Raw genomic sequence first — 21,602 nt, 5'->3', positions numbered from 1 at the left:
CTCTATCCTGAGCATCTGCGCAGCACTCAACATCGGTAAGTCACCCATCAAATCCTCCTTCATTACGGAGAGTTTGAATCAGACGTGCCGACCCAATGCAACTAATTTAACGCATCCTGAGCCTAGGTACCAATCGATAATTCTGCTTTGGATATTGGATTGCTGCAACACTGAATAAGCTATTTTACAAAACTTACTTGAATCAGCCGTTCTAGGGTACCATAGTTAAATCAATTTTTTGCAGCTATTTTGACGACACATTGACCGCTGCATTTTTACTGAGAAGAGAAGCGCGATTCCGTTATCGATTAGAAAACAAAGTTCGACAGGCCGTTTAGAAGCAGCCCGCGAACAATCTGTAGACCCCAGCCGACGTGGCCGTCCTTCCCGCAGGGAACAGATAAGACGACAAGATCTTGTTCTGGATGTTGCCTTGGCAGAATTTCTAGCCGAAGGCCTGAACGGCGCAAACATTGAGAGCATCGCGCGAAAAGCTTGCGTCGGAAAGTCCACCATATACCGCAAGTATCTCAGCAAGCAGGGGCTTTTATTAGCGGTAGCGCAGCGGCGGATGAAAGAGCTAGAAGAACGTTGGCAGGAATTTCCTTTTGACATTAAAGACCCCGAAAATACTCTCTATCGGATAGCGTTAATGAGCTACCGTGAATGGTCCGGCAAGTCGCTGCCGATTTACCGGATCATTTATACCGAGGCAGAGCGTATGCCGGAGATTGCGCGGGCAGTTGATGCAATGAGCAAACAGAGTGCCATCCGGCCAGTGCTAGATTATTTTCAGCAACTTCAGGAACACAAAGTTATCGCAGTCCGGAATGTCGCGGAGGCTGCATCCTTGTTCCTTGTCGTCTCTGCCGGAGCCATGCGCTCTTTCCTTATTCCTATCGAACTTGATGAAGAGGCAAGAAGCCAGCTTGCGCGCGACGCGGTGCAATTCTTTCTTTACGGATACGCAAAACGAAATAAGAAATCTTAGAAATTGTCGATCTAAACAAAAATCGTCAGAGGGTTTAAAAGCAAAGCCCGCAGCGCCTTGAGAAACTGCTTCGCTTTCGCTGAGCTCATACCCTGATCTTGAATAATCAGATTAACCTGCCAAAGCCTTGCGTCAACTTTGTCATGTGAGTTTACCTGGCTAAAGGATAGGCTGGCAGAAACTGTCGGGTCAATGCACAGGATCTCGTCCAACCAGTACTCCGAGTTATATGCGACAATTAGTGCAGGCGACTGAATTTCTCCGTTTTCAGTAAAGGCGAGCCGCGGTGCAATAGCTGAGACGCTCAAAGTCTCTGTACCCTCTAACGCTTGAACCGAACCATTGTCGAGCCGGTAACCGATACTGTATCCTTCGGTACCGGAATGCACAGCAGCAAGGGCAGCAGCCTTCACCAGTACGGCTGCGACTGGCGCTGGTTGATCATATACTTCGCCAAGTTCTTCCAGCAACGCAACAAGCGGCAAGGCCTCACAACACATCCGGAGCTGATAAACTAGGCCATGGGAAGCTTTGCTTGCCGCTGCCTGCTTCGATGCTAGGGGTTGAGAAGCCGTTGATAAGAAGAGGATTACATCCTCTTCTACAATCCTACCACCGGGGCCTGTTCCTTGGATGTCAGCCAAATCAATCCTACTAAGGCTAGCTGCTCGCCTTGCGCGAGGTTCTACTTGCAGTCTCTTCCCAGATTGCTCTTTCATCGCTGGATATACGGGCCGCTCTTGGGGAGGGGGAGAAATACTGACTATGGCGACGGGAGCTTCAGATGCTGAAGACAAGCGCGTAATCTCAGCGGGTGCAGCGGCTTCATCCCCGATGATCGCGATAACCGTATTGACCGGAACATTTGTTCCGGCGGAGACCAGAATCTGCTGCAGGATGCCGCTACTAGTCGCCCCAACTTCTACAGTCGTTTTCGCCGCTTCAACGTCACATAGCGTATCGCCCACTTCAACCTTGTCACCTACGGCCTTATGCCAGGCGATGATCGTACCATCGGCCATACCCATTCCGAATTGAGGAAGGACCATCTCGGTCATCTCTTCCTCTCCTCAGGCCAGTGTTTTGCGGATGGCCGCGACTATTCGATCGCGGCTGGGGTAAAGTCCCCTTTCAACCAGAGTGTTGAATGGGATATGGGTGTTCTCAGTACATACTTTCATGATTGGCGCGCGCAAATCCCAGAAACCCTCTTCAGATACCACAGCGGCTATGTGCTCCGCTGCGCTGCACCTTTCCCAAGCCACATCGACAAGGACGAGCCGTCCGGTCTTTGCCACTGATTCAAGAATAGTCGGCATATCAAGAGGCACAAGCGTTCGCGGATCAATCACCTCGACACTTACCCCTTCACCCTCCATCATCGCAGCGGCTTCCATCGCCAGCGGCACCATCGCGCCGATTGCGACCACAGTGCAATGGCTGCCAGACCGCAATGTCGCGGCCACGCCAAAAGGAATGGTGTAATCCTCATCTGGAATGTCTGACTTCATGCTCCAAAGATTAGCATCTTCGAAACTCATCACCGGATTATCGTCGCGGATCGCAGTCTTGAGCAAGCCCTTCACATCATATGGGCTAGAGGGCACCATAATCTTCAAGCCGGGCATGCTCATGAACATCGGATAAGGCCGATCAGAATGCTGTGCAGCACCTCCATTACCATAAATCATGTTTGCTCGCAGAACCAAAGGTACCTTGGCTTGCCCCCCATAAAGATATCGCGATTTTGCAACGATACTGCAAATCTGGTCCATCGCAGGATAGAGGAACGGCGCAATCGTAAAGTCGACAACGGGCCGCATCCCCACCATGGCGGCGCCAGCTGCGACCCCGGTAATCCCCGCTTCCGCAATTGGGCAATCGAGAATGCGGTCCAGCCCATATGCTTCGATGATACCAGAGGTTGTTCCGAAGAAATTGCTTCGCGCATCTTCACCCATGATGAAAACGGCGGGATCGCGACCCATTTCTTCAAAAAGGGCGTCACGAATGGCTTCTAGATAGGTTTTTTCAGCCATGGTCTGAATTCCTCAGGCAAAAACGTCGGTGAAAGCGGACTGTGCAAACGGTGCAGGACTTTTTCGCGCAAAGTCGACGGCATCCTCAACAGCATCAATCGCGGCTCGCTCGATCTTTTCCAAATCTTCTTCGGAAAAATCGAATTCTCCGGACAGGCGAGCACGAAACAGGTGCAACGGATCGCGTTTACGCCACTCGGCAATTTCTTCATCGGAACGATAGCCGAGATTGCGCCCCATGTTTACAGCATGATCCTCGTACCGATATGTCTTAGCCTCAACCAGAGTTGGCCCCTCACCTCGTCGTGCACGCTGCACCGCAGTCATTACTACCTCATAAACTGCTATCACATCTTGCCCGTCAACAATCACCCCGGGGATACCATAAGCGGCGGCTTTATTAGCGATATCGGTCACCAAGGTAACGCTGCTTAGAGCGGTTGTGATGCCGTATCCATTGTTCTCACAAAGGAAAACCACAGGCAAATGCCAAACAGCTGCCATGTTTACGCCCTCGTGAAACGCGCCTTCGCTCGTGGCGCCATCGCCGAAAAAGCAAAGGCTCACCCGGTCCAGCCCCTGCATCCGGGCGCCCAAAGCTGCACCCGCAGCAACGGGTATACCTGAGCCAACAATGCTGGTTTCACCCAGACTACCGACGCTGAAATCAGCCAGATGCATTGACCCCCCCTTGCCGCCACACACGCCTGTCGACTTAGCAAGCAACTCGGCCATTAATCCGCGAAGTGCTGCACCCTTGCCGATTGGATGACCGTGTGAACGGTGATTGCCAACCATGTAGTCATCGAGGCGGAGTGCCATGCATGCACCGACGATTTCGGCTTCCTGCCCGTGTGACGTATGCAACGGCCCCATGATCTCGCCGCTTGCGTGAATAGCCATAGCGGCATCTTCAAATGCGCGAATGCGGGACATTCTAGTATACATTTCGGCCAAATCGGCTCTAGCGACATTAACGTTCATGGCGGCCCCTTTAATAGGTCACAAAATTAAGCGGATGTCCGGGCTCGCTCCAAGGCGTACTGACCAGTTGGCCGCTCATGCTGTAAGTGATAAATGCAGTGCTGCGGTGAGTACCACCGAAGCAGATATTGGTGACATAGAAATCCGAGTGCGGCATAAAACTGCTCTCGCCTTCGGGGGTAAATGTCGTGATGCCACCCCGCACTAATGTTCCGACACAGATATTTCCGGCCGCGGTCACCGCCATGCTATCAAGTGCGGCCGCATCATCGAGGCAACCAACCAGACGAGCGGATGGCAGACCCCGATCATCTCGGGCCACTTCACCTGGTGCCACAATAGGATAAGCCCATAATCGACCACTCTTCGTGTCTGCGACGTATAACGTTTTCTCGTCAGGCGACAGGCCGATACCATTAAAGCTCAACCCATCATAAATAACTTCGCGGATTTCGCTTCCGTCGGGGCGGGCATAATAAACCCCACTCTTATCATGTGCCCGCTCAGTTTCCTTACCCAGATCGGTAAACCAGAAGCCACCCGTTCGGTCGAAGACGATGTCATTGGGACCGCGCAGCATGTGGTCGCCGACATGAGTATACAGCCGTTCGAACTTACCAGTGGCAAGATCCACACGCTCAATCCGTCCACCTTCATAGTCTTTCGGTGCCAGTGGTGTAAGCGTGCGCACCCCAGCCGCATCCACCGACCATGTAAAACCTCCATTATTGCACACATAAGCAGCACCATCCGGCCCCACCGCTGCCCCGTTTGGGCCGCCCCCCAAATCGGCGATAACTTCCGACTTCCCATCCCATACTCGGGTCAGTGTGCCCCGCAGGATTTCTACTAAAACCACAGAACCATCGGCAAAGGCCATCGGCCCTTCAGGAAAAAGCAGCCCCTCAGCTAGCTGATTGACCGGCTGGGTCATGCGCTTCGACCGATCAAAATTTCGTTTATTTGAGCTGCCTGCTCAGTCCATGCTTGCGGAAAAGCCATCATCTTCTTTACTTCCCTCTCAAAACTCCATTGACACGGAGCGTATCATTTCGTCAACAGTATACCTGACGGCAAAGTGAAGCCTCGAATTAAGAGGACAGAACCTTATGCATTGGCATTATACTGGACTTTATCATCTCAATCAGTGCAAGGTTTTCGCCAAGGTTGGAATACCGCATTCAGGGGCTAGAAAATGACGACTTCAAAATGGCAACCGCGCCTATACGCGCTAATCCTTGGGCTTATTGCGGCTCCATTGCTTCTCGGTGGAGGTCAACTCGCGTTGCTGGGTGGAAGCCTTTATTACCTCATTGCGGGCGTCGCACTGGCCGGCGTGGTTATCCTTTTGTGGCTCCAAAGAAGGGAGGCATTACCTCTCTATGCTGCGATTGTTGCGCTAACGATAATCTGGTCACTGTGGGAATCCGGCTTTGATGGCTGGGCTTTGATGCCCAGAATTGTCGCTTGGCTCGTCGTTGGAGCATGGCTCTTAACGCCAATCTTCCGCCGATCATTGAAGCCGACGGAATCTCAAACTTTGTTTGGTTTGGACTTGTTTAAATGGCGCACTCTTACATTTGCTTTCGGCGCTGCTATTTTGCTTGGCACAGCGCTCCATTCTATCAGCCCGGTGAACATCGATCCGCGTTTTCAGACCGGCATTGCGGCGCTACCTGAAAAACGGCTGTCACTTGATACTACAAAATTCTCGTCTGGATGGGCGCATTGGGGCAATGATGAGGGAGGTTCGCGGTTTAGTCCGCTTGAACAGATAACGCCTGCCAACGTCAGCAATCTGAAGCTTGAATGGTCAGCGCCGCTCTCGACCAATGCAGAAGGAAAAACTTCGGGATTACAGGTTACGCCTCTTATGATCGGCGAAACTCTTTACGCATGCAATAATCTCAATGAAACTTTCGCGCTCGACGCTGAAACAGGTGCAAGACGCTGGGTTCACCCTGCAGAAGGCGTGAGTGGTCGAAGCTGCCGAGGCGTCGCTTACTACAAGAATCCCGGCGCTACTGGGGCATGTGCTGAGCGCATTTTAACCGCAACCAACACAGCAAAGCTGGTTGCTCTTGATGCTGCCACGGGCAAGTTGTGCAAAGGATTTGGAGTAAACGGCAGAGTAAACTTACTAGAAGGCATGAGCAAAGCTCCGGAAGGATACTATCACGTTACTTCAGCGCCAGCCATTGTCCGCGGGAATATCGTGATCGGTGGCTGGGTAACCGATGGGCAGTTCTGGGGCGAGCCATCAGGCGTGATCCGAGCATTCGATGCCATCACCGGAAAACTAAGCTGGGCTTGGGATATGGGGCAGCCGGATCAGATCGGTGCACCACCTCCAGGAGAAACTTATACTCCCTCCACACCGAATAGTTGGGCGCCCATCAGTGCAGATGAAAAGCTTGGTTTAGTCTATTTGCCTATCGGAAACGCAACGCCGGACTTTTACGGCGCACAGCGAAGAGAAGTGGATGATCGTTACTCCAGTTCGGTTGTAGCTCTAGATGCGGAGACGGGTCGTTTGCGCTGGTCTTTCCAGACCGCGCGGCATGATATTTGGGATTATGACGTGGCCTCACAACCCAGCTTGGTCGATCTACCTGCGCCGGGTGGAAAAACGCAACCTGCCCTTGTGCAGTTGACGAAGCGTGGCGAGATTTTCGTTCTCAACCGCGAAACCGGCAAACCGATTCACCCCGTTACTGATGTGGCGGTTCCCCAAAGCGGCAAAGTCCCCGAAGAACGACTTGCGGCAACACAGCCATTCTCGAATTCACTGCCTTCCTTCCGCAATCCCGAAGTCCGCGAATCTGACATGTGGGGCATAACGCCGCTCGACCAACTCTGGTGCCGGATCCAATTCCAAAGCATGCGGTTTGAAGGTACCATGACGCCCCCTGGGACGACTGAATTCCTGATGTCGCCGGGCTATGTCGGGGGTATGAATTGGGGAAGCGGCTCTGTCGATCCCGAGCGTGGAGTTATTGTGTTCAATTCCACAAAGCTAGCCTTTAGAGGAAAGCTGATCCCTCGAAAAGAAGCGGATCGTGAAGGAATGAAAGCGTTAGGCGATGGCGCTACAGGCCTTGAGGTGGGCGCACATGCCCCCCAGATGAATACGCCATATGCCATCAAACGCGGCGCGTTTATGTCTCCCTTGCAGTCGCCTTGCCAGGCGCCACCATACGGATATATGAGTGCCGTCGACCTCGTCACAGGAAAATTAGTTTGGTCTCATCCTTTCGGGGAAGCAATGGGGATGACTATGGGGACACCCATTGTCGGGGGATCCGTTACGACGCGATCCGGCCTGGTTTTTATGGGCGGCAGTATCGACAAGATGTTCCGTGCATTGGACCTTAAGACTGGCAAAGAGTTGTGGCGGTCCAGTTTACCTCAGGGTGGCCATGCAGTCCCTGCTACCTATTTTTCGAATAAAAGCGGGCGCCAGTTCGTAGTCATCGCTGCTGGAGGGAGCCAAGGCCTGGGTTCGGCAAATGACGTGCGGTTATTTGCTTATGCTTTGCCTAAGTAGTTCTGCAACCCAGCCTGCCGAACCGGGTTCAAAACATATCGTCAGAGTGTCGCGTTAGCAGCCAGGCCGCGCATGCGATCAATTTCGACGAGTTCGATCGCTAATGCTGCGGCCAACGGTACCCCGCAGATTTGCCGGTTAAGTGAAACAAATATCTGCCGCTTGACAGGATCGAGTGCATTAAAGGTATTCGCCAATTCAAGACAGCGGAGCAAGATATCGCCCGACGGAACTACTTCGTTTATCAAGCCCCATTCGAAGGCGGTCTGTGCCGAGATCCGCTCGCCCGACAATTGCATCTGCGCTGCACGCCGTGCGCCAATTGCATTTGCTAGTAAGGAGACACCGCCCCATCCAGGTAAAATACCAATCTTCAGATGCGTGTCTGCAAAAGAAGAGCGATCCGAGGCTATAATGAAGGTGCAAGAAAGGGCGAGTTCGAGACCACCTGTAATACAAGGGCCGTCGATCATGGCAATCAGAGGCTTTGTCATCGAACGGCTTGCCTCGACAGGGTGCGGGCGAACCATCGGCATATTGGGCACCAGCGGGCGCTCTTTGATATCTACTCCCGCAGAAAAATAACCATGCGCTCCAGTGACGATTACACAATGGATATCGGGATCAGCGTCGGCGCGCGCAAGTTCAGCGGCATAGCTTCGTCGCATGTCCGATGACATCGCATTACGCTTCTCAGAACGATTGAATGCAAGCAGACGGACTGCCTCGCGATCGATCACCACCAACTCTTCGCTGCGACCCGCGACAAGTGCATCGATTGATGTCACCGCTTGTTCAGGCATCTCACCTCACCCCTTTGTTCATTAAGCTTCATGTCAAATCTTTGCCAATTCTAGAGCCTGCTCGGCCAAAAGCGCCGCTGACGCCATCGAAGCCACATCGCAGGCAGCAAGATATTCTTTGCGCAATCGGCTGACCAGTTCGGCAACTGTCGGAATGTCAGAGATCAAATCAATCCCTTGTCCGGCACTCCATATATTGACCCATGGCTTGGCTGTGTTCGGCAGATGGTCATGCCGCATCCCGCGGCCCAGCGGTTGCGGCAGGGCATCGGGATCTAGCCCAGCCATCCGAAGCGATTCGACTATCCAGTTCGCAGCGACCCCTGCAACTTCCGGCGTATATCTCAGCCCGCTCGACGTTTGGCTGACCAGCAGATCCTTGTAGGCCTGAGGCGCATCCGATTCCTGCGTTGCGATAAAGCGGGTCCCCATATAGGCCAGATCCGCCCCCAGAATTTCAGCAGCGCGGATCACAGCGCCGGTAGACACAGCGCCCGCCATCACGATCGGTCCGTCAAAAATGGCCCGAACCTGCGGCACAAAGGCAAGGTGGCTGAGCGTTCCTGAATGGCCGCCTCCACCCGCACCTATGCACGTCAGTCCGTCAGCGCCTGCCGAGATTGCCTTTTCGGCGAAGCGCATACTGGTGACATCGTGGAACACCTTGGCGCCGCGATCATGCACCTGCTTGACCACTTCGGTCGGATCTCCGCCGACTGTAATGAAGATTTCAACGCCATGCGCAACGCATACGTCAAGGTTCTTGCCGAAATCGTCACCGCCGTAGCGCCGCGAAATATTGACCGCAAGCGGAGCTATCCGGGCAGCGGGATTGGCCTCAGCGTGACGGTTAAGATCATCGCGGATCTGCTTCAACCAATCGGTGAATTCCTCAAATGTAAGGGCGTTTTGTTGCGGCAGCCCACCTATGACGCCTGCCTTGCAAGCCTCGGTCACCAATGCTGGCCCGGTTACCATAAACATAGGGGCGCAGATTGCCGGCAAAGTAAGACGGTTGCGAACCGCAGGGTCTAGCGACATAGAAATATCCTCCCTTGTAATCGAGCGCGAAGGTAAGTCAGTCCAACACTGCATCCATCGATCATGTGACGACCGCGGTGAGGACAATTATTGCGGAAGGCCCGGATTTCGTCGGGTGCAGTCCGGACCACAATGATCGAGCCATCAATAATGTCGTGAGTATACAAGCTAACGACAGTGGGTATCTTCTCTTCCCGGCAAGCCATTTGCCACACCCTAGGCCAAAGGTGATTTGCTTCGAGTTCTGCGAATTCTTTCGAGACGTAATCTGCCGCCGGAACATAATCTTTGCGAACTTGACCGCCTTCAGAATCGAGAGATGTTCCTAGCGTTGCCTCGTCCATATAGACTACCCTTTGCGCTGGCGACCAGTCGTCATTTCCGCCATTAATCATCTAACTTGATTATATCTAAAAGCATGTTTAACTCTACTACTGTGCAAGAAACATGTGTCTATCAAAATCGGCGTGGATCCAGTTTTGCATAGAGAAGATGAGTGGAAAACGACCCAGGGAGTTATCAAGCATGCCAATAGAATGTAACGGCTCTTACTCGGTGCAACTCAGCAGAAAAGCGATCGAGTTCGGTTTGGCAACGCGAGATCTTTCCAAGGGCTTAGCAAAACAAAAACGTTGACAATAATTAATGGACCTACATAATTGTAGAACATCCAGAGTTTTTGCGGCGACGCTCCACACGAGGAAAACAATAGAATTTAAAGTTCGCGCTTCAGAACATTGATCGACAGACTGAACGTTAACATAAAAAGTCTTTACAAATTGGCATAAAATGGGAGAGAAAGTATGAAATTGAGATCTTCAAAAATCGGTTTTTTTGTGGCTATCATGGCCTCAACGTCTTCGGCTGCTATCGCGCAGCAAGTGGAGCAGCCTTCTGCGGATACCGCGAATGAAGAAGCTAGCAACCCGAATGACATCATTGTTACGGCTCGCCGTAGTGAGGAACGTCTTCAGGATGTGCCTGTCGCCGTCTCAGTGATCATGCCCGATACTATTGATGCGAAGGGAACCTTTAACCCTATCGATCTAGTTCAGAGCACCCCAGGTCTTGCAGTCTCCGCCTCGATCGCAGACCGTGCCAACCTTACTTACACTATCCGTGGTCAGGGCTTTTCATTTGGAACCTTGTTCCCAGCGGTCATTACCTATTTCAACGAAGCTCCCGTCACCCGGCTAACCCAGGGCAGTTTCTTTGACATCGCCAACATTCAAGTCTTGCGCGGTCCGCAGGGTGTGAACTTCGGACGTGTTACCGATGGCGGAAATGTCATGGTGACAGCACAGGCCCCAAAGAACGATTTTGGCGGCTATGTGTCGACGAAATTAGGCAATTATGGCTTGCGTTCAGCTAGTGGCGCAATCAATATTCCGATAGTGGAAGATAAGGTATTGCTGCGCCTTGCCTTCGAAACCACACGTCGCAATGGTTTCACCGAGAACCTCGCTTCTGGCAAGGATCTCGACAATGTTTCCTATGAGGGATATCGTGGATCGTTAACGCTACGTCCGTTTGATGGACTTGAGAACACCACGACGGTGAATTATCTCACAACCGATGATAACGGAACTTCGACTGTAGCCACAGGGTTCAATCCGGCCGCAACTGGTTTACTTCCAACGGTCGGCCAGTTTTCGTTTGTGCTGTCTGGGGCTTATGGCATCGACAGCCGAGGCAGTGTCGTACCATTCCGTGCCGGAATGACTCCATTTACGGCACCCAATATTGCAGCTTCAATCCAGTCGCAACTCGCCGCTCAACAAGCACGCGGACCTCGGCAGGTTTCTCTGAATGATCCAATCTTCAGCAAACGCAAGAACGTCTATGTGGTTAACTCCACAACGGTTGATTTGTCAGATTCGATCGAACTCAAAAACGTGTTTGGCTACATTCGCGAGAAAGAAGACAATGCCACGACCTTCGCACCCTTTAATGGGAGCATTGTGACGCAGTGCCATTCGGCCTGCCCGTATGGCACTGGTCTGCCATACTACAACAATGAGCAATTTAGCGAGGAGCTGAGACTTTCCGGTAAAGCGATCAACAACCGACTGACCTGGTCAATCGGCGGCTATATGGATGAACAGCGTCCAGCAGGTCCATCTGAGAATGCGGGTATATCAATCGGCGTCATTCAGCGCGTGGGCGTGCTTATTGCTACAACGACCTCGCGCGCGGTGTATGGATCAGCCGAATTCGCGGTTACGGACAAACTCAAACTAAACGGCGGCTTGCGTTACACTCAGGATAAGATCCGTTCAGAACAAAACACATATCTCTCGTTGGTCGACGGCGGTCAGGCAGCGCTGCTCGCGTTTCTGACGGGACCTTTCGGTGGTAGTTTACCAGCACCCGTCGCCAATTTCGTCGTTGCATCCACCTTTGCACCGATCCCGTTCGGCAAGTGCGAACTCTATGGCGTTGGCGGCTTCTTCGGCGGGCCTACTGGCACGCCTTGCCTCACACGCAACGCAACATTTAACTCAACGACATGGCAGGTTGGCGCCAGCTACAAAACCGATGGAGGTCAACTGCTCTATGCCAAGGCCAGCAAGGGCTATCGTCCCGGAGGCGTTAACGGCACTGCCCCTCCTGGGGTCGATCCATCTTACAAACCTGAAACCGACGTTTCGCTAGAACTCGGCTTGAAGGCAGACTGGAACTTAAACGGAGTGTTGTTACGCACCAATTTGGCTGCTTACTCGGATCGCTACAAAAGCATTCAGAAGAACGTCGTGCTGTCCGGTACAGTTCCAGTCTCACTGGTCCAGAATGTCAACAATGGACGTATTAAAGGCATTGAGGCGGAGGTTTCATTGATCCCAGTCGAAGGGCTGACGCTTGGCGGCACATTCGCCTATACTGATGCCAAGTTTGACAAGAAGACGCCGCCAGTTGTAGGCAATCCCTGCGATCCAACGCAAGCTACGACTGTCGGGTTCTGCTCTAACAACCGCTACAATTCGGTTCCCAAAACGCAATTCACCGCCTCAATCGAATACAAGCTGCCGGTGTCTGAGGATATGGGTGAGATGAGCATTGGTGCCCTTCTCTACAATCAATCTTCGGTCGCACTGAATGATACTAGCGCGCTGAACTTTCGCTCTGTCGAAAAAGGCTACGCTACAATCGACTTGACGGCAAATTGGCGCGGAATAATGGGCCATCCAGTCGATCTTGGCTTCTTTGTGACAAACCTCACCGACAAACTTTATCGGATCGGAACCAATGACCTAATGCAGAATTCGTCGGTGGGCACCCTAGGGTCGATTTATGCCGCGCCGCGCATGTGGGGCTTCAACATGAAGTACCGCTTTGGTGGCGACGCCAGCTAATCATTCAAGAGGTGGTCGAAGCAATCCGGCCACCTCCTAATGATTGGAAGAGGCGAATGCCCAGAGCATTTTCACTCTTCAAATGGTCTGCCTTGGAATTTTCCGAAGCAGACCATTTTTTTATCATCGCCCGCCTCTCCCACCAAGTTACCCTGTAAGGGAACGACGATCCGTGACCGAAGATACGATTAGCCAGCCAGGGTTCCACCTTTTCCAATTGGAAGGTTCAACCTACGTCCCGACGACCTTGGCAATTGGGCCGTGGGACAAAAGAATGCAAAATGGCGTAGCGATTAACGCACTGGTCGCTCACGCCGTTGAACAAACGACCTGCCTCACGCCCATGGTTACCTGTCGCCTGGTAACGGATATTCAAAAACCGGCAAAGATGGCGCCAATAGCAGCCAAAGTGGATGTTATCCGCGAAGGTACTAAGCTGCAGCTGTTGCAGGTTGAGTTGCTTCAAGATGACAATGTGGTGGTTCGCGCCTCGGCTCTCAGGGTCCGGATTAGCGGATCCCCTGCCACTCATTTTGCCAAGCATTCTGTCGCCGTTCCCGGGCTTCCTTCGCTCAACACGCGTCGGACTGGCCTCGCACATATCACAGAGACTCGGGTAGAGGCTGGCGGAATCGAAAATATCGGACCCGGATTGCTATGGTCAAGAACGTGGGGCGAAATTCTGCCTTGCGTACCTATCTCTCCGTTTGTACATTGTGCAATGGCGGCTGACTATGGCAGCGGCTTATCAAGCTATGTTGACTGGCGCGATTGGTCTTACGCTAATGTGGACATCAGTCTCCACCTCACCCGCATGCCAGAAGAGGAATGGATCCGGATCTCTGCGGTGACAGAAAGCGCTGGCAACGGTATTGCAATCGTTGATACGCGCCTATCTGATCAACAGGGCGAGTTTGGCCATGCCCATCAGACCTTGTTCATTAACCCCATGGGCGGATGAACCGCTAGCGTTCATCAAATTCAACAGCCCATGTTTTGGCTGACCTAGCGCCAAGTCGTAAATCAACGACGCGCGTTCCGGTCCGAGTTCCACTTGGGTGCCCGCTTTTCGCCAAAGGCGGCCGGCCCTTCATCAAAATCCGGATGTCCCCAATGTAGGCGCAGTAACTGCCAGCCGCTTTCGAGCGCACGGGTATAGCCCTGCTCCATCGCGCCCCAAATTGCCTGCTTCGAATTGCGGATCGCTGCCGGAGAGTTTTCAGCGATCGCAAGCGCCAATTCACGCGAACGGGCCATCGCAGCAGCGGGATCGGGTTCCAGAATGTCGACCAGACCAAGCTGATAAGCACGCTCTGCCTCCATCCGGTAAGCTTTGCCTGCAAATGTGAGCAACATCGCTGTACCCAAAGTAGAGCGCAGTGCCAGGCCCATATTCTCCAGTGCGCCAACTTGTCCTACAGAAGTGTGCGTATCCATAAACTTGGCATTGGCGGATGACACGACGATGTCGCTGTCGACAACGAAATGCAGACCTCCACCGTTCACCAATCCGTTGACGCAGCAGATTACCGGCTTCCAGACTTTGTTCTGATATGGTGAAAGGTGGTTAAGTTCCTCCATTGTGCCCTGCTTCATCGCAGAATCTTCGCCCTCTGTAGACAGACCAGAGACAGAAGCACCGGTGCAAAAATGCCGCTCCCCGGCCCCGGTAATTATCGCCACTTTAACGAGAGGATTTTCATCAACATCACGCCATATCTTGCGCAAGCCTTTATGCATTGCCGGCGTGATCGCATTCCCTTCATGCGGACGGTTGAGGGTAATAAGGGCGATACCTTCGTCGCCAATTTCATAAAGAACGTCGTCTGGCAGGTCCATTTAAAGCTCCAATCAAAATTTCTGTCCAGCTGCGGGCTCGCTCAACTGCGCGGCAACCCGAGTACCCGTTCACCGATAATGTTGCGACGTATTTCTGCCGTGCCGCCTGCAATGGTCTGCATGATCGACAACAGATATCGCGTCGTCCAATCCTCGCCACTGCTATCAAGGTCCAATGCCGCTGGCCCCATCAGGTCAAAGGCGAGCCGGTAGATTTTCTGGATCGATTCAGTGTTGTAAAGTGCAATGATTGACCCTTCCGCTCCGGGAGTGAAATCTCTTTGTGCGCGGCTGATGGTGGCATAGCTCATTGCCTTGAGAGCCGCCACTTCCGCGCGTAGCAAAGCAAGGCGAGCGGCAAACTCGCCGTCCTGAATTGCAGGCCGCACACCATCCGGTCCAGGTCGCAACTTAGCAACGTCAATCAGATTCTCCACCACCCGGCTCATTTCGATCTGTTCGCCAAGTGCTGCAGTGCCGCGCTCGAAACCTAATGTCGCCATAGCGACAGCCCATCCGTCGTTGATCTCGCCGACAACATTTTCAAGTGGGATACGCACATCATCATAGAAAACTTCACAGAAGTCAGGCACGCCATGCATACCGCCAATTGGGCGAATGGTAACACCCGGCAACTCCATATCACCGATAACCCAAGTAATGCCGCCATAACGATTGTTTGCATCTGTGCGAACGAGCAACTCCTGATACTTCGAGTGGTGAGCAAGACTGGTCCAAATCTTCTGTCCGTTCACAACGAGATAATCGCCGTCGACTTCGGCCTTGCACCTAATTCCAGCAAGATCTGACCCCGCTCCGGGTTCAGAAAAGCCCTGACACCAAGGTGTTTCACCATTCAGAATCCGCGGCAAATAAAAGCTTTTTTGATCTTCGGTACCGCGGGCGATAATCGTCGGTCCGGCGTGGCTCAATCCAATGAAGAAGCACCCAAGATATGGCCCGTCGGCAAGTGCATATTCCTCAAACCAGATAAGCTGTTGGATCAGCGACAGCCCTGCCCCTCCGTATTCCTTGGGCCAACTGATACCGGCCCAACCTGCATCAAATTGCTTGCGTTGCCACGCTGTGTCAAAAGCGAGCATCGCATGCCCTTCCGCCGGACGGCGCTCCTTTGGTACGTTAGTCCGCAGCCAATCACGCACTTCGGCGCGGAATTCAGCTTCGTCAGGAGTAAAATCTAGGTTCATGCTGCAAACTCCGTCCCAGGCAATTCGACCTCAGGCAAAGCATCAGCGAGCAACAGCTGCTGCTGCCGGAATGAACCACCCCCAATTAGATCATAAAGATGGGCACGCTTAAGGAAGTGGTGGGCGTCGCACTCCACCGTAAAACCTATCCCGCCGTGCACCTGTATGGTCTCCTTCGCACTTAGAAGCGCATATCGCGCTGTAAGTAACTTGGCTGCAGTAGAAAGATAAGCAGCATCCTTCTGTCCTGCCGTCAATGTTACCGCTGCGAAGTTTACCAGATTAGTCGCTGCATCTGCGCGCAAAGCCATGTCCGAACATTTGTGTTTGATTGCCTGAAACGATCCTATTGGTTTACCGAACTGAACTCTAAACTTTGCATATTCTGTGGAAAGGTCGCGCGTCGCTTCGCACATGCCGGAAAGCATGGCAGCAGCAAGCAAGGACAAGCGCATATACAGGGTTGATCCCTCTCCAACGTAGGCCAACGAGGGCACTGCGTTGCACTTCGCCAATTCGAGGGTTAAACCGTCAACTGAGGAGCGTCGCGAAGAAATTTCGGACACCGCACAGCGTTCCAAAAGAGCTGCTTGACCGGCTTCACCAATCACTAGGATCAAATCTGCTCCTGATCCATCGAAAATCTGGAACGGCCCGGATACCGCATCTTTAATACTGACTTCGCCAACCGAATTGGCAAGCGCTACATGGACGCGGCCTTCTAACAACTTTTGAAGCAGGGAGGCGTTTCCAGCTTCTGCAGCAACGCGCATACCCAAAACGGTAGCAATTGAACTTGGACCAAGCAAATATCGGCCAAACTCACGAAAGATTAACACCTCTTCCGTGATTGACATGCCAAGGCCGCCAAACTTTTCGTCAAGGCCAATCATGAACCAGCCCAAGCTCGCCATTTCGGGCATGGCTTGGGCCTCTTGGCGACTTCCAGCACTGGGGCGGAGACGCCCGACTGGCAGATTTTCGGCAAGGAAGCTGACAACGCTGTCGACAATCTGCCGTTGCTCTGACGTCATTAAAAGGTCGACCATACTCACTTTCTCTTTTAAGCGCTATGCCATCCCGCACCGACACAATAGGAACAACGGCCCTTATCGAAAAGAACCAGTCGTTTATTATTGTTCTACTATATCATCCTACACACTGTGTCTACTGATCACATAGAAACCTTAGCCTCATTCACCCAGTAGCGCGGTCACTTTTGCCAGAAGCTCTGATCGTTTAACTTTACCAGAACCCGTGATCGGAATGTCTGCCTCCGTAAAAATCATTATGTGTTCCGGCACTTTATAAGAAGACAATTGAGACTTCAGCTTAGCTCTCATAGCCTGCTCATCAATCACCGATCCATGTCGCAGTTGTAGGACGGCAACCGAAATACTATCGGTTCGGTTGGCATCACGCGGCACGCCAAGTACGCAGCAGCGTTCAACTTCTTTGAAGCCGTAGAGCGCCGTTTCGACTTCAAGCGGAGCAACATTGGCTCCTTTCACCTTAAAGCCATCCCCCAGCCGACCGATCAGCGTTATATAGCCATTGGCGTCCATAGAAGCGAGATCATCGGTTCGATAATAGCCGTCATCAGTCCAGATTTCGCTGCGTTCGACCCCGTCCATGCCTAGCATCATCGAATAGCCTCGTACTTCCAATTCACCGGGAGTTCCCGCGGGCAAAATCTCATGTGTGACAGGATCGCATATCCTTGCACGGACACCCGGCACTGATCGACCACTTACTCTTGCGCGATCCATCGGCGTGTGCTCGTTCCAGCGGAGAGAGGTGTGTGCGCCTAGAAATTCCGTCATGCCGAATGTCCAAGGAAAACGGTCTGTATCGGCATGTTCGGGCTTTGGAAAACGTTGGGCCAAGTTCTGGCTAATGAACATCAAATCGTCGCGGCTATCACGACGAGCCACGCCGCAAAATTCAACGTTAATTTCAACAAATTCATATCCCGCATCACGCAGTTTCGGAGAATGACGCAACCGCTGAAACCAGGTTTCGTCGCCGGCAAGTAAGTTCATATCTCCCTGCTCTATTGCTCTCAAAAGCGCTTCGTCTGAAGGACTGTCAATTGTGACATGGCAGGCGCCAGCCTGCAGGCAATAGAATAGTTGCGCACCAAGTCCTGCAACCCAGAAAAATGGGCGCAAAGCAACCACCCGGTCGCCCGGCCCCAGTGGTGTAAAGTCCTTAGCCATCTGAAACGTATGCCGAATGAATGGCCCATGCCCGTGAACAACACCCTTGGGATGAGACGTGCTGCCCGACGTATGAATAATGCAGACTGGATCTGATGGATGCACTTGGGCTTCTGCTGCAGAAAGAAAAGCATGATCAAATTCAGGGCGCGCTGCCAGGGCAGCAACCGCATCCTCGAAAAGTGACTTTGCCCATGACCTATCACACGCCCCCACAACTAAGATAGACCGAAGAAATGGTGCATTGGGCGAGGCGATGGCACCTGCGGTTTGACCGACAAGATCGGGCAGCGCCTCCTCAAGACGTGTTAAATAGTCATGATTTCGAAAACTGGCCACCGTGACTAAGCAACGGATTGCCGCGCGTTCTAAAACCCATCGAAGTTCCGCTGCTTGATATAATGTACTTAGCGGTGCAACCACGGCTCCAATGCGCGTTGCGGCCATGAATGCCAACACGAAGTCAGTCCCATTAGGCAAAAGAATGCCGACCCTATCTCCCTTACCGATGCCCATCGCGAGTAATCCGCGCGCTAGTTCCGCAGAGCGATCTTCAAGCGCACGGAAACTAATCGTCTGGCTTGCGTCGGCAACAGCGGCATTTTCGCCAAAGCGCTCCGACACCGCTTTCAACATGCCAGGGATAGTCGCCGGGAAATCCGGTTGGGTATCGGGAACATCGTATTCCATCAAAGCCTCTCCATATAGTCGCTATGGTTATCCGGCATATTCACCTACCCCACAATAACACAAAAGGAGATAAATTTCCGCTTTTTCGTAGCACAATATTGATCTACCATTGTCACCTGTTAACGCAAGGCTGGAAAAGATGGGTCTTCTAAACTAGGCTGACGTCCCGATGCCAATTGGAGAGTATTATGTCCGACAAAGATAAAATTGCTGAACTCCGCGAACTTTATGCTATCTATTTCGACAATCGTGATGCCGAAGCATTTTTGACGATTTTTGCCGATGATGGCGTAATGGTAGTCCCGGGCGGCAAAGAAATTGTAGGCCACGAACGCCTAGCACGACTTGTCTCCAGTATACCCGCAAACGGTGGAAAACATATTCCGATAGATGCTGAAATTTCCGTCAATGGCGATGAAGCGTCCTGTAACGGCCCCTATCGTATGGAACTGGCTGGGGAAGTGCACACCGGACAATATGATGACCAGTTTGTCCGCACTTCGGCGGGATGGCGCTTTTCCAAACGGGTAATTCTGCCGAACGGTTAAACCTCCACCTTATGATTTAAGCGAGAAAAACGACTGCCATTCGGGGCAACTATCGGGCAGCGACGGCACCAATTCATAGTCGCTACCCAGCAGACGCTGGCCATCGATGTCACGGAACCAGAAGCTCAGCTTGCGGCTGGCAAAACGCCACAGTCCATCTTCCAGCACATAGCGATCATCGTAAGACATCATCAGCCGATCCCATTTACCCTCTTCAACCTGTTGTTCGCCGAGGCAGTAGACATGGCCAGTAGCAGAATCTGCACTATTCAGGTTTATTGAATGGTTACTGATCCTGTGCACGCTGCGCCGGAAACGGGACCACGCCCCGGTGTAAAATGCACGGACTCCCTCGCGCCCTTTACCCGCCGCCCCCATCGAGATACGATCTGAGAACAGCGGCAACAGGCCTTCGATGTCCTTGCGGTCCATGCAATTGGCATAACGGATCGGCAACTGCTGTATCTGCTGGTAAGCGCGCAGTTGTGTGATTTCTTCAGCCAAGTCGTTCATCATTTAGCCTTTTCCGAAACAAGAACCCGCGCAGGCGCACAGGCTAGGCCTGCAACAGGTGCGCGCAACCTGTAAACCTGTCCTACGCCATTGCCATCCTTGCCTATACCGCCCGATGTTGTAAGATATATATCTCTCAGATCCGATCCACCAAAGCACAAACTTGTCGGGTGTGAATGCACTTCATAACGGGCAACGCGTTCACCGCCCGCATAGACAGACAGGCTGCCGGGTGAACGGACCGCAACCCACAATGCTCCATTTACATCCACTGCGAGACCATCGGGTTCACCATCCCCAAACTCACCATATGATCGGCGACCATGAAGATCGCCCCGGCTATCGATATCATAGACCCAGATCATGCGTGCTGATGTATCGGCCAGATAAAGCAAGTCACCTGCTGGCGATATCGCAATGCCATTGGGTACTCCCAGGCCGTCGTCCACTTGCCGAACACTAGCATCAAGATCAACAACGAACAGCCTGCCCGGGTTGCGAGGTCTATCGGGTTGTTCCGGATCGTAGTCGAGCGCGCCTGCATAAACACGCCCTGCTGGATCGGTCGTTAAATCATTAAAGCGATTGAGCCCCCATGCGGGGTCGTTGGCAATCAATACTCCGCGATCTTCTCCCCTGCGCCATATCACGTCCTTGCCAGCCATGATGAATCCGCCTTCAGAATGCGCAGCCAGTCCACCTATGCCTTTGCGGTGCGGAACAACGCATTCATTGTTGCAGGTTGTCGGATCAATCCGCCATACGCCACCGCCAGATGCATCGGTATAGATTAGTGTGCCGCTCGTTTGATCCCAAAGTGGTCCTTCAAACAATCCGGGAGCTTCATATAGTAACTCGACATCACCGCGAGCCAGATTCTCAATCATGCATCTGGCCAGGCCAAATCGGCAGCGGCTTCTGCTTGGGCGTGGGCACCACCAATCTCCCCATCAAGCACCCGCAGACGCTGCGTCCAAAAGTGCAGTGAATGCTCAAGCGTAAAGCCAAGTGCCCCGTTGAATTGATGAGTGTCGAAAATGACCGGGATGACTGCTGCTTGCGCATGGAGCAATGCTGTAGTCGCATCGAGCGCAGAACCGCTCCATGCAGCCCGAAGGCCTGTCCAGTATGCACCTTCAGCGCGCGGAACGTCTATCGAGAGACGATGCTGGATCGCCTGAAAACTACCCAGTGGCCGACCGAATACATTTCGTGTCTTTACATAGTCGGCGGTGAAATTGACCGCGGACCGCATCGCGCCGGCTATTTCAAGCGTAAGGCCGACGCGCCATAAACGGCGGAATTCTTCGACTGCAACTCCATCCAATACCTGACCTTTGCTCAAATCCGGGGTCGAGCGATAACGGCCCATTGGATAGGCATACACAGAAAGGGCCTCCTCAACATCGCCGTCAACAATCGGCAGGGCCACAATACGATCGCCGGCATCTACCAGCACTGTTCGGGCGCGATCAAGAAAGCGGACGGCGCGCGTCAAATCTTCCAGTCGGGCGATCGCAATGGGGCGTGGTAAGTTCAAGCCGGGCCAAAGCATTGGCGCAACAAGTGCCGAGCCAACCACTTCCACTGCGTGCGGACTGCGTGCAACCTCTGCAATCATGAGGGCTGCTTCTAGCGGACCGAAGGTTTCTTCGCGCACGATGTCGAAAAAGCCATTCTCTACAAGGTCACGATCTAGGCCGTCTCCATAACTGTAATACATGGGTCGCAGAGTTTCGCCCTTACGTAGATCCGCATGCCGACTAACGACAGAACCCACAGCATCGACAAGAGCCGCCTGATCGGATGAAAGATCAAAATCCATTG

The 21,602-nt window shown here is 52.8% G+C and carries 19 protein-coding genes; 5 read left to right on the top strand and 14 right to left on the bottom strand.

What is annotated here, in order from left to right; translation table 11 throughout:
* Window positions 1-433: 433 nt before the first annotated feature.
* Window positions 434-991, top strand: coding sequence for a TetR/AcrR family transcriptional regulator (locus ACIQ2T_RS00925; protein ID WP_397589166.1), 558 nt, complete (start codon window positions 434-436; stop codon window positions 989-991).
* A gap of 11 nt (window positions 992-1,002) precedes the next feature.
* On the opposite strand, the gene ACIQ2T_RS00920 is transcribed toward ACIQ2T_RS00925, so the two are convergent.
* The 4 genes from ACIQ2T_RS00920 to ACIQ2T_RS00905 are packed head-to-tail and all read right to left on the bottom strand — an operon-like array spanning window position 1,003 to window position 4,948.
* Window positions 1,003-2,049 (bottom strand): biotin/lipoyl-containing protein, encoded by a 1,047-nt coding sequence (locus tag ACIQ2T_RS00920; protein WP_397589165.1) that lies wholly within the window; start codon window positions 2,047-2,049, stop codon window positions 1,003-1,005.
* Between the two features lie 12 nt (window positions 2,050-2,061).
* A complete protein-coding gene (locus ACIQ2T_RS00915) occupies window positions 2,062-3,030 on the bottom strand; it encodes an alpha-ketoacid dehydrogenase subunit beta (protein WP_397589164.1) in 969 nt (322 codons plus the stop codon).
* Window positions 3,031-3,042: 12 nt separating this feature from the next.
* Entirely contained in the window at window positions 3,043-4,014 is a 972-nt protein-coding gene (locus ACIQ2T_RS00910) for a thiamine pyrophosphate-dependent dehydrogenase E1 component subunit alpha (RefSeq protein ID WP_397589163.1), read from the bottom strand.
* Window positions 4,015-4,024: 10 nt separating this feature from the next.
* Entirely contained in the window at window positions 4,025-4,948 is a 924-nt protein-coding gene (locus ACIQ2T_RS00905) for an SMP-30/gluconolactonase/LRE family protein (RefSeq protein ID WP_397589162.1), read from the bottom strand.
* 261 nt (window positions 4,949-5,209) lie between these two features.
* Between ACIQ2T_RS00905 and ACIQ2T_RS00900 the strand changes: the two genes are divergently transcribed.
* Window positions 5,210-7,561 (top strand): membrane-bound PQQ-dependent dehydrogenase, glucose/quinate/shikimate family, encoded by a 2,352-nt coding sequence (locus ACIQ2T_RS00900; protein WP_397589161.1) that lies wholly within the window; start codon window positions 5,210-5,212, stop codon window positions 7,559-7,561.
* Window positions 7,562-7,602: 41 nt separating this feature from the next.
* On the opposite strand, the gene ACIQ2T_RS00895 is transcribed toward ACIQ2T_RS00900, so the two are convergent.
* The 3 genes from ACIQ2T_RS00895 to ACIQ2T_RS00885 are packed head-to-tail and all read right to left on the bottom strand — an operon-like array spanning window position 7,603 to window position 9,611.
* Window positions 7,603-8,364, bottom strand: coding sequence for an enoyl-CoA hydratase-related protein (locus ACIQ2T_RS00895; RefSeq protein ID WP_397589160.1), 762 nt, complete (start codon window positions 8,362-8,364; stop codon window positions 7,603-7,605).
* A 33-nt stretch (window positions 8,365-8,397) separates the two neighbouring features.
* Window positions 8,398-9,405 carry an NAD(P)H-dependent flavin oxidoreductase gene (locus ACIQ2T_RS00890; protein ID WP_397589159.1) on the bottom strand — a complete coding sequence of 336 codons (1,008 nt, stop codon included), beginning with the start codon at window positions 9,403-9,405 and terminating at the stop codon, window positions 8,398-8,400.
* Window positions 9,396-9,611, bottom strand: coding sequence for a Rieske 2Fe-2S domain-containing protein (locus ACIQ2T_RS00885; protein WP_397589172.1), 216 nt, complete (start codon window positions 9,609-9,611; stop codon window positions 9,396-9,398). Before ACIQ2T_RS00885 ends, ACIQ2T_RS00890 begins: the two co-directional genes overlap by 10 nt.
* 597 nt (window positions 9,612-10,208) lie before the next feature.
* Between ACIQ2T_RS00885 and ACIQ2T_RS00880 the strand changes: the two genes are divergently transcribed.
* Both ACIQ2T_RS00880 and ACIQ2T_RS00875 read left to right on the top strand, forming a co-directional pair.
* On the top strand, window positions 10,209-12,758 hold the full coding sequence (locus tag ACIQ2T_RS00880; RefSeq protein WP_397589158.1) for a TonB-dependent receptor: 2,550 nt from the start codon (window positions 10,209-10,211) through the stop codon (window positions 12,756-12,758).
* 172 nt (window positions 12,759-12,930) lie between these two features.
* The gene (locus ACIQ2T_RS00875) at window positions 12,931-13,719 is read left to right on the top strand and encodes an acyl-CoA thioesterase domain-containing protein (RefSeq protein ID WP_397589157.1); all 789 of its coding nucleotides are present in this window, start codon (window positions 12,931-12,933) and stop codon (window positions 13,717-13,719) included.
* A gap of 62 nt (window positions 13,720-13,781) precedes the next feature.
* On the opposite strand, the gene ACIQ2T_RS00870 is transcribed toward ACIQ2T_RS00875, so the two are convergent.
* The 4 genes from ACIQ2T_RS00870 to ACIQ2T_RS00855 form a co-directional block, all read right to left on the bottom strand.
* Window positions 13,782-14,597, bottom strand: a complete 816-nt coding sequence (locus ACIQ2T_RS00870) for an enoyl-CoA hydratase/isomerase family protein (protein WP_397589156.1) — start codon at window positions 14,595-14,597, stop codon at window positions 13,782-13,784.
* Window positions 14,598-14,638: 41 nt separating this feature from the next.
* Entirely contained in the window at window positions 14,639-15,805 is a 1,167-nt protein-coding gene (locus ACIQ2T_RS00865; RefSeq protein WP_397589155.1) for an acyl-CoA dehydrogenase family protein, read from the bottom strand.
* Window positions 15,802-16,854, bottom strand: a complete 1,053-nt coding sequence (locus ACIQ2T_RS00860) for an acyl-CoA dehydrogenase family protein (RefSeq protein ID WP_397589154.1) — start codon at window positions 16,852-16,854, stop codon at window positions 15,802-15,804. The genes ACIQ2T_RS00865 and ACIQ2T_RS00860 overlap by 4 nt, the downstream gene beginning before the upstream one ends.
* A gap of 144 nt (window positions 16,855-16,998) precedes the next feature.
* Window positions 16,999-18,660 (bottom strand): class I adenylate-forming enzyme family protein, encoded by a 1,662-nt coding sequence (locus ACIQ2T_RS00855; RefSeq protein ID WP_397589171.1) that lies wholly within the window; start codon window positions 18,658-18,660, stop codon window positions 16,999-17,001.
* Window positions 18,661-18,902: 242 nt separating this feature from the next.
* On the opposite strand from ACIQ2T_RS00855, the gene ACIQ2T_RS00850 reads away from it, so the two are divergent.
* Window positions 18,903-19,262, top strand: a complete 360-nt coding sequence (locus ACIQ2T_RS00850) for a nuclear transport factor 2 family protein (protein ID WP_397589153.1) — start codon at window positions 18,903-18,905, stop codon at window positions 19,260-19,262.
* Window positions 19,263-19,271: 9 nt separating this feature from the next.
* Here ACIQ2T_RS00850 and ACIQ2T_RS00845 read toward each other — a convergent pair whose 3' ends face one another.
* Genes ACIQ2T_RS00845 through ACIQ2T_RS00835 form a run of 3 tightly spaced genes read right to left on the bottom strand, consistent with a single transcriptional unit; the run spans window position 19,272 to window position 21,600 of the window.
* Window positions 19,272-19,778 (bottom strand): nuclear transport factor 2 family protein, encoded by a 507-nt coding sequence (locus ACIQ2T_RS00845; protein WP_397589152.1) that lies wholly within the window; start codon window positions 19,776-19,778, stop codon window positions 19,272-19,274.
* Window positions 19,775-20,662, bottom strand: a complete 888-nt coding sequence (locus ACIQ2T_RS00840) for an SMP-30/gluconolactonase/LRE family protein (protein ID WP_397589151.1) — start codon at window positions 20,660-20,662, stop codon at window positions 19,775-19,777. The genes ACIQ2T_RS00845 and ACIQ2T_RS00840 overlap by 4 nt, the downstream gene beginning before the upstream one ends.
* Window positions 20,659-21,600 (bottom strand): acyl-CoA dehydrogenase family protein, encoded by a 942-nt coding sequence (locus tag ACIQ2T_RS00835; RefSeq protein WP_397589150.1) that lies wholly within the window; start codon window positions 21,598-21,600, stop codon window positions 20,659-20,661. Before ACIQ2T_RS00835 ends, ACIQ2T_RS00840 begins: the two co-directional genes overlap by 4 nt.
* Window positions 21,601-21,602 lie beyond the last annotated feature (2 nt).

Source organism: Sphingorhabdus sp. (assembly GCF_044357595.1).
GTDB lineage: Bacteria > Pseudomonadota > Alphaproteobacteria > Sphingomonadales > Sphingomonadaceae > Sphingorhabdus_B.
This window is presented reverse-complemented; position numbering and strand designations above follow the sequence as displayed.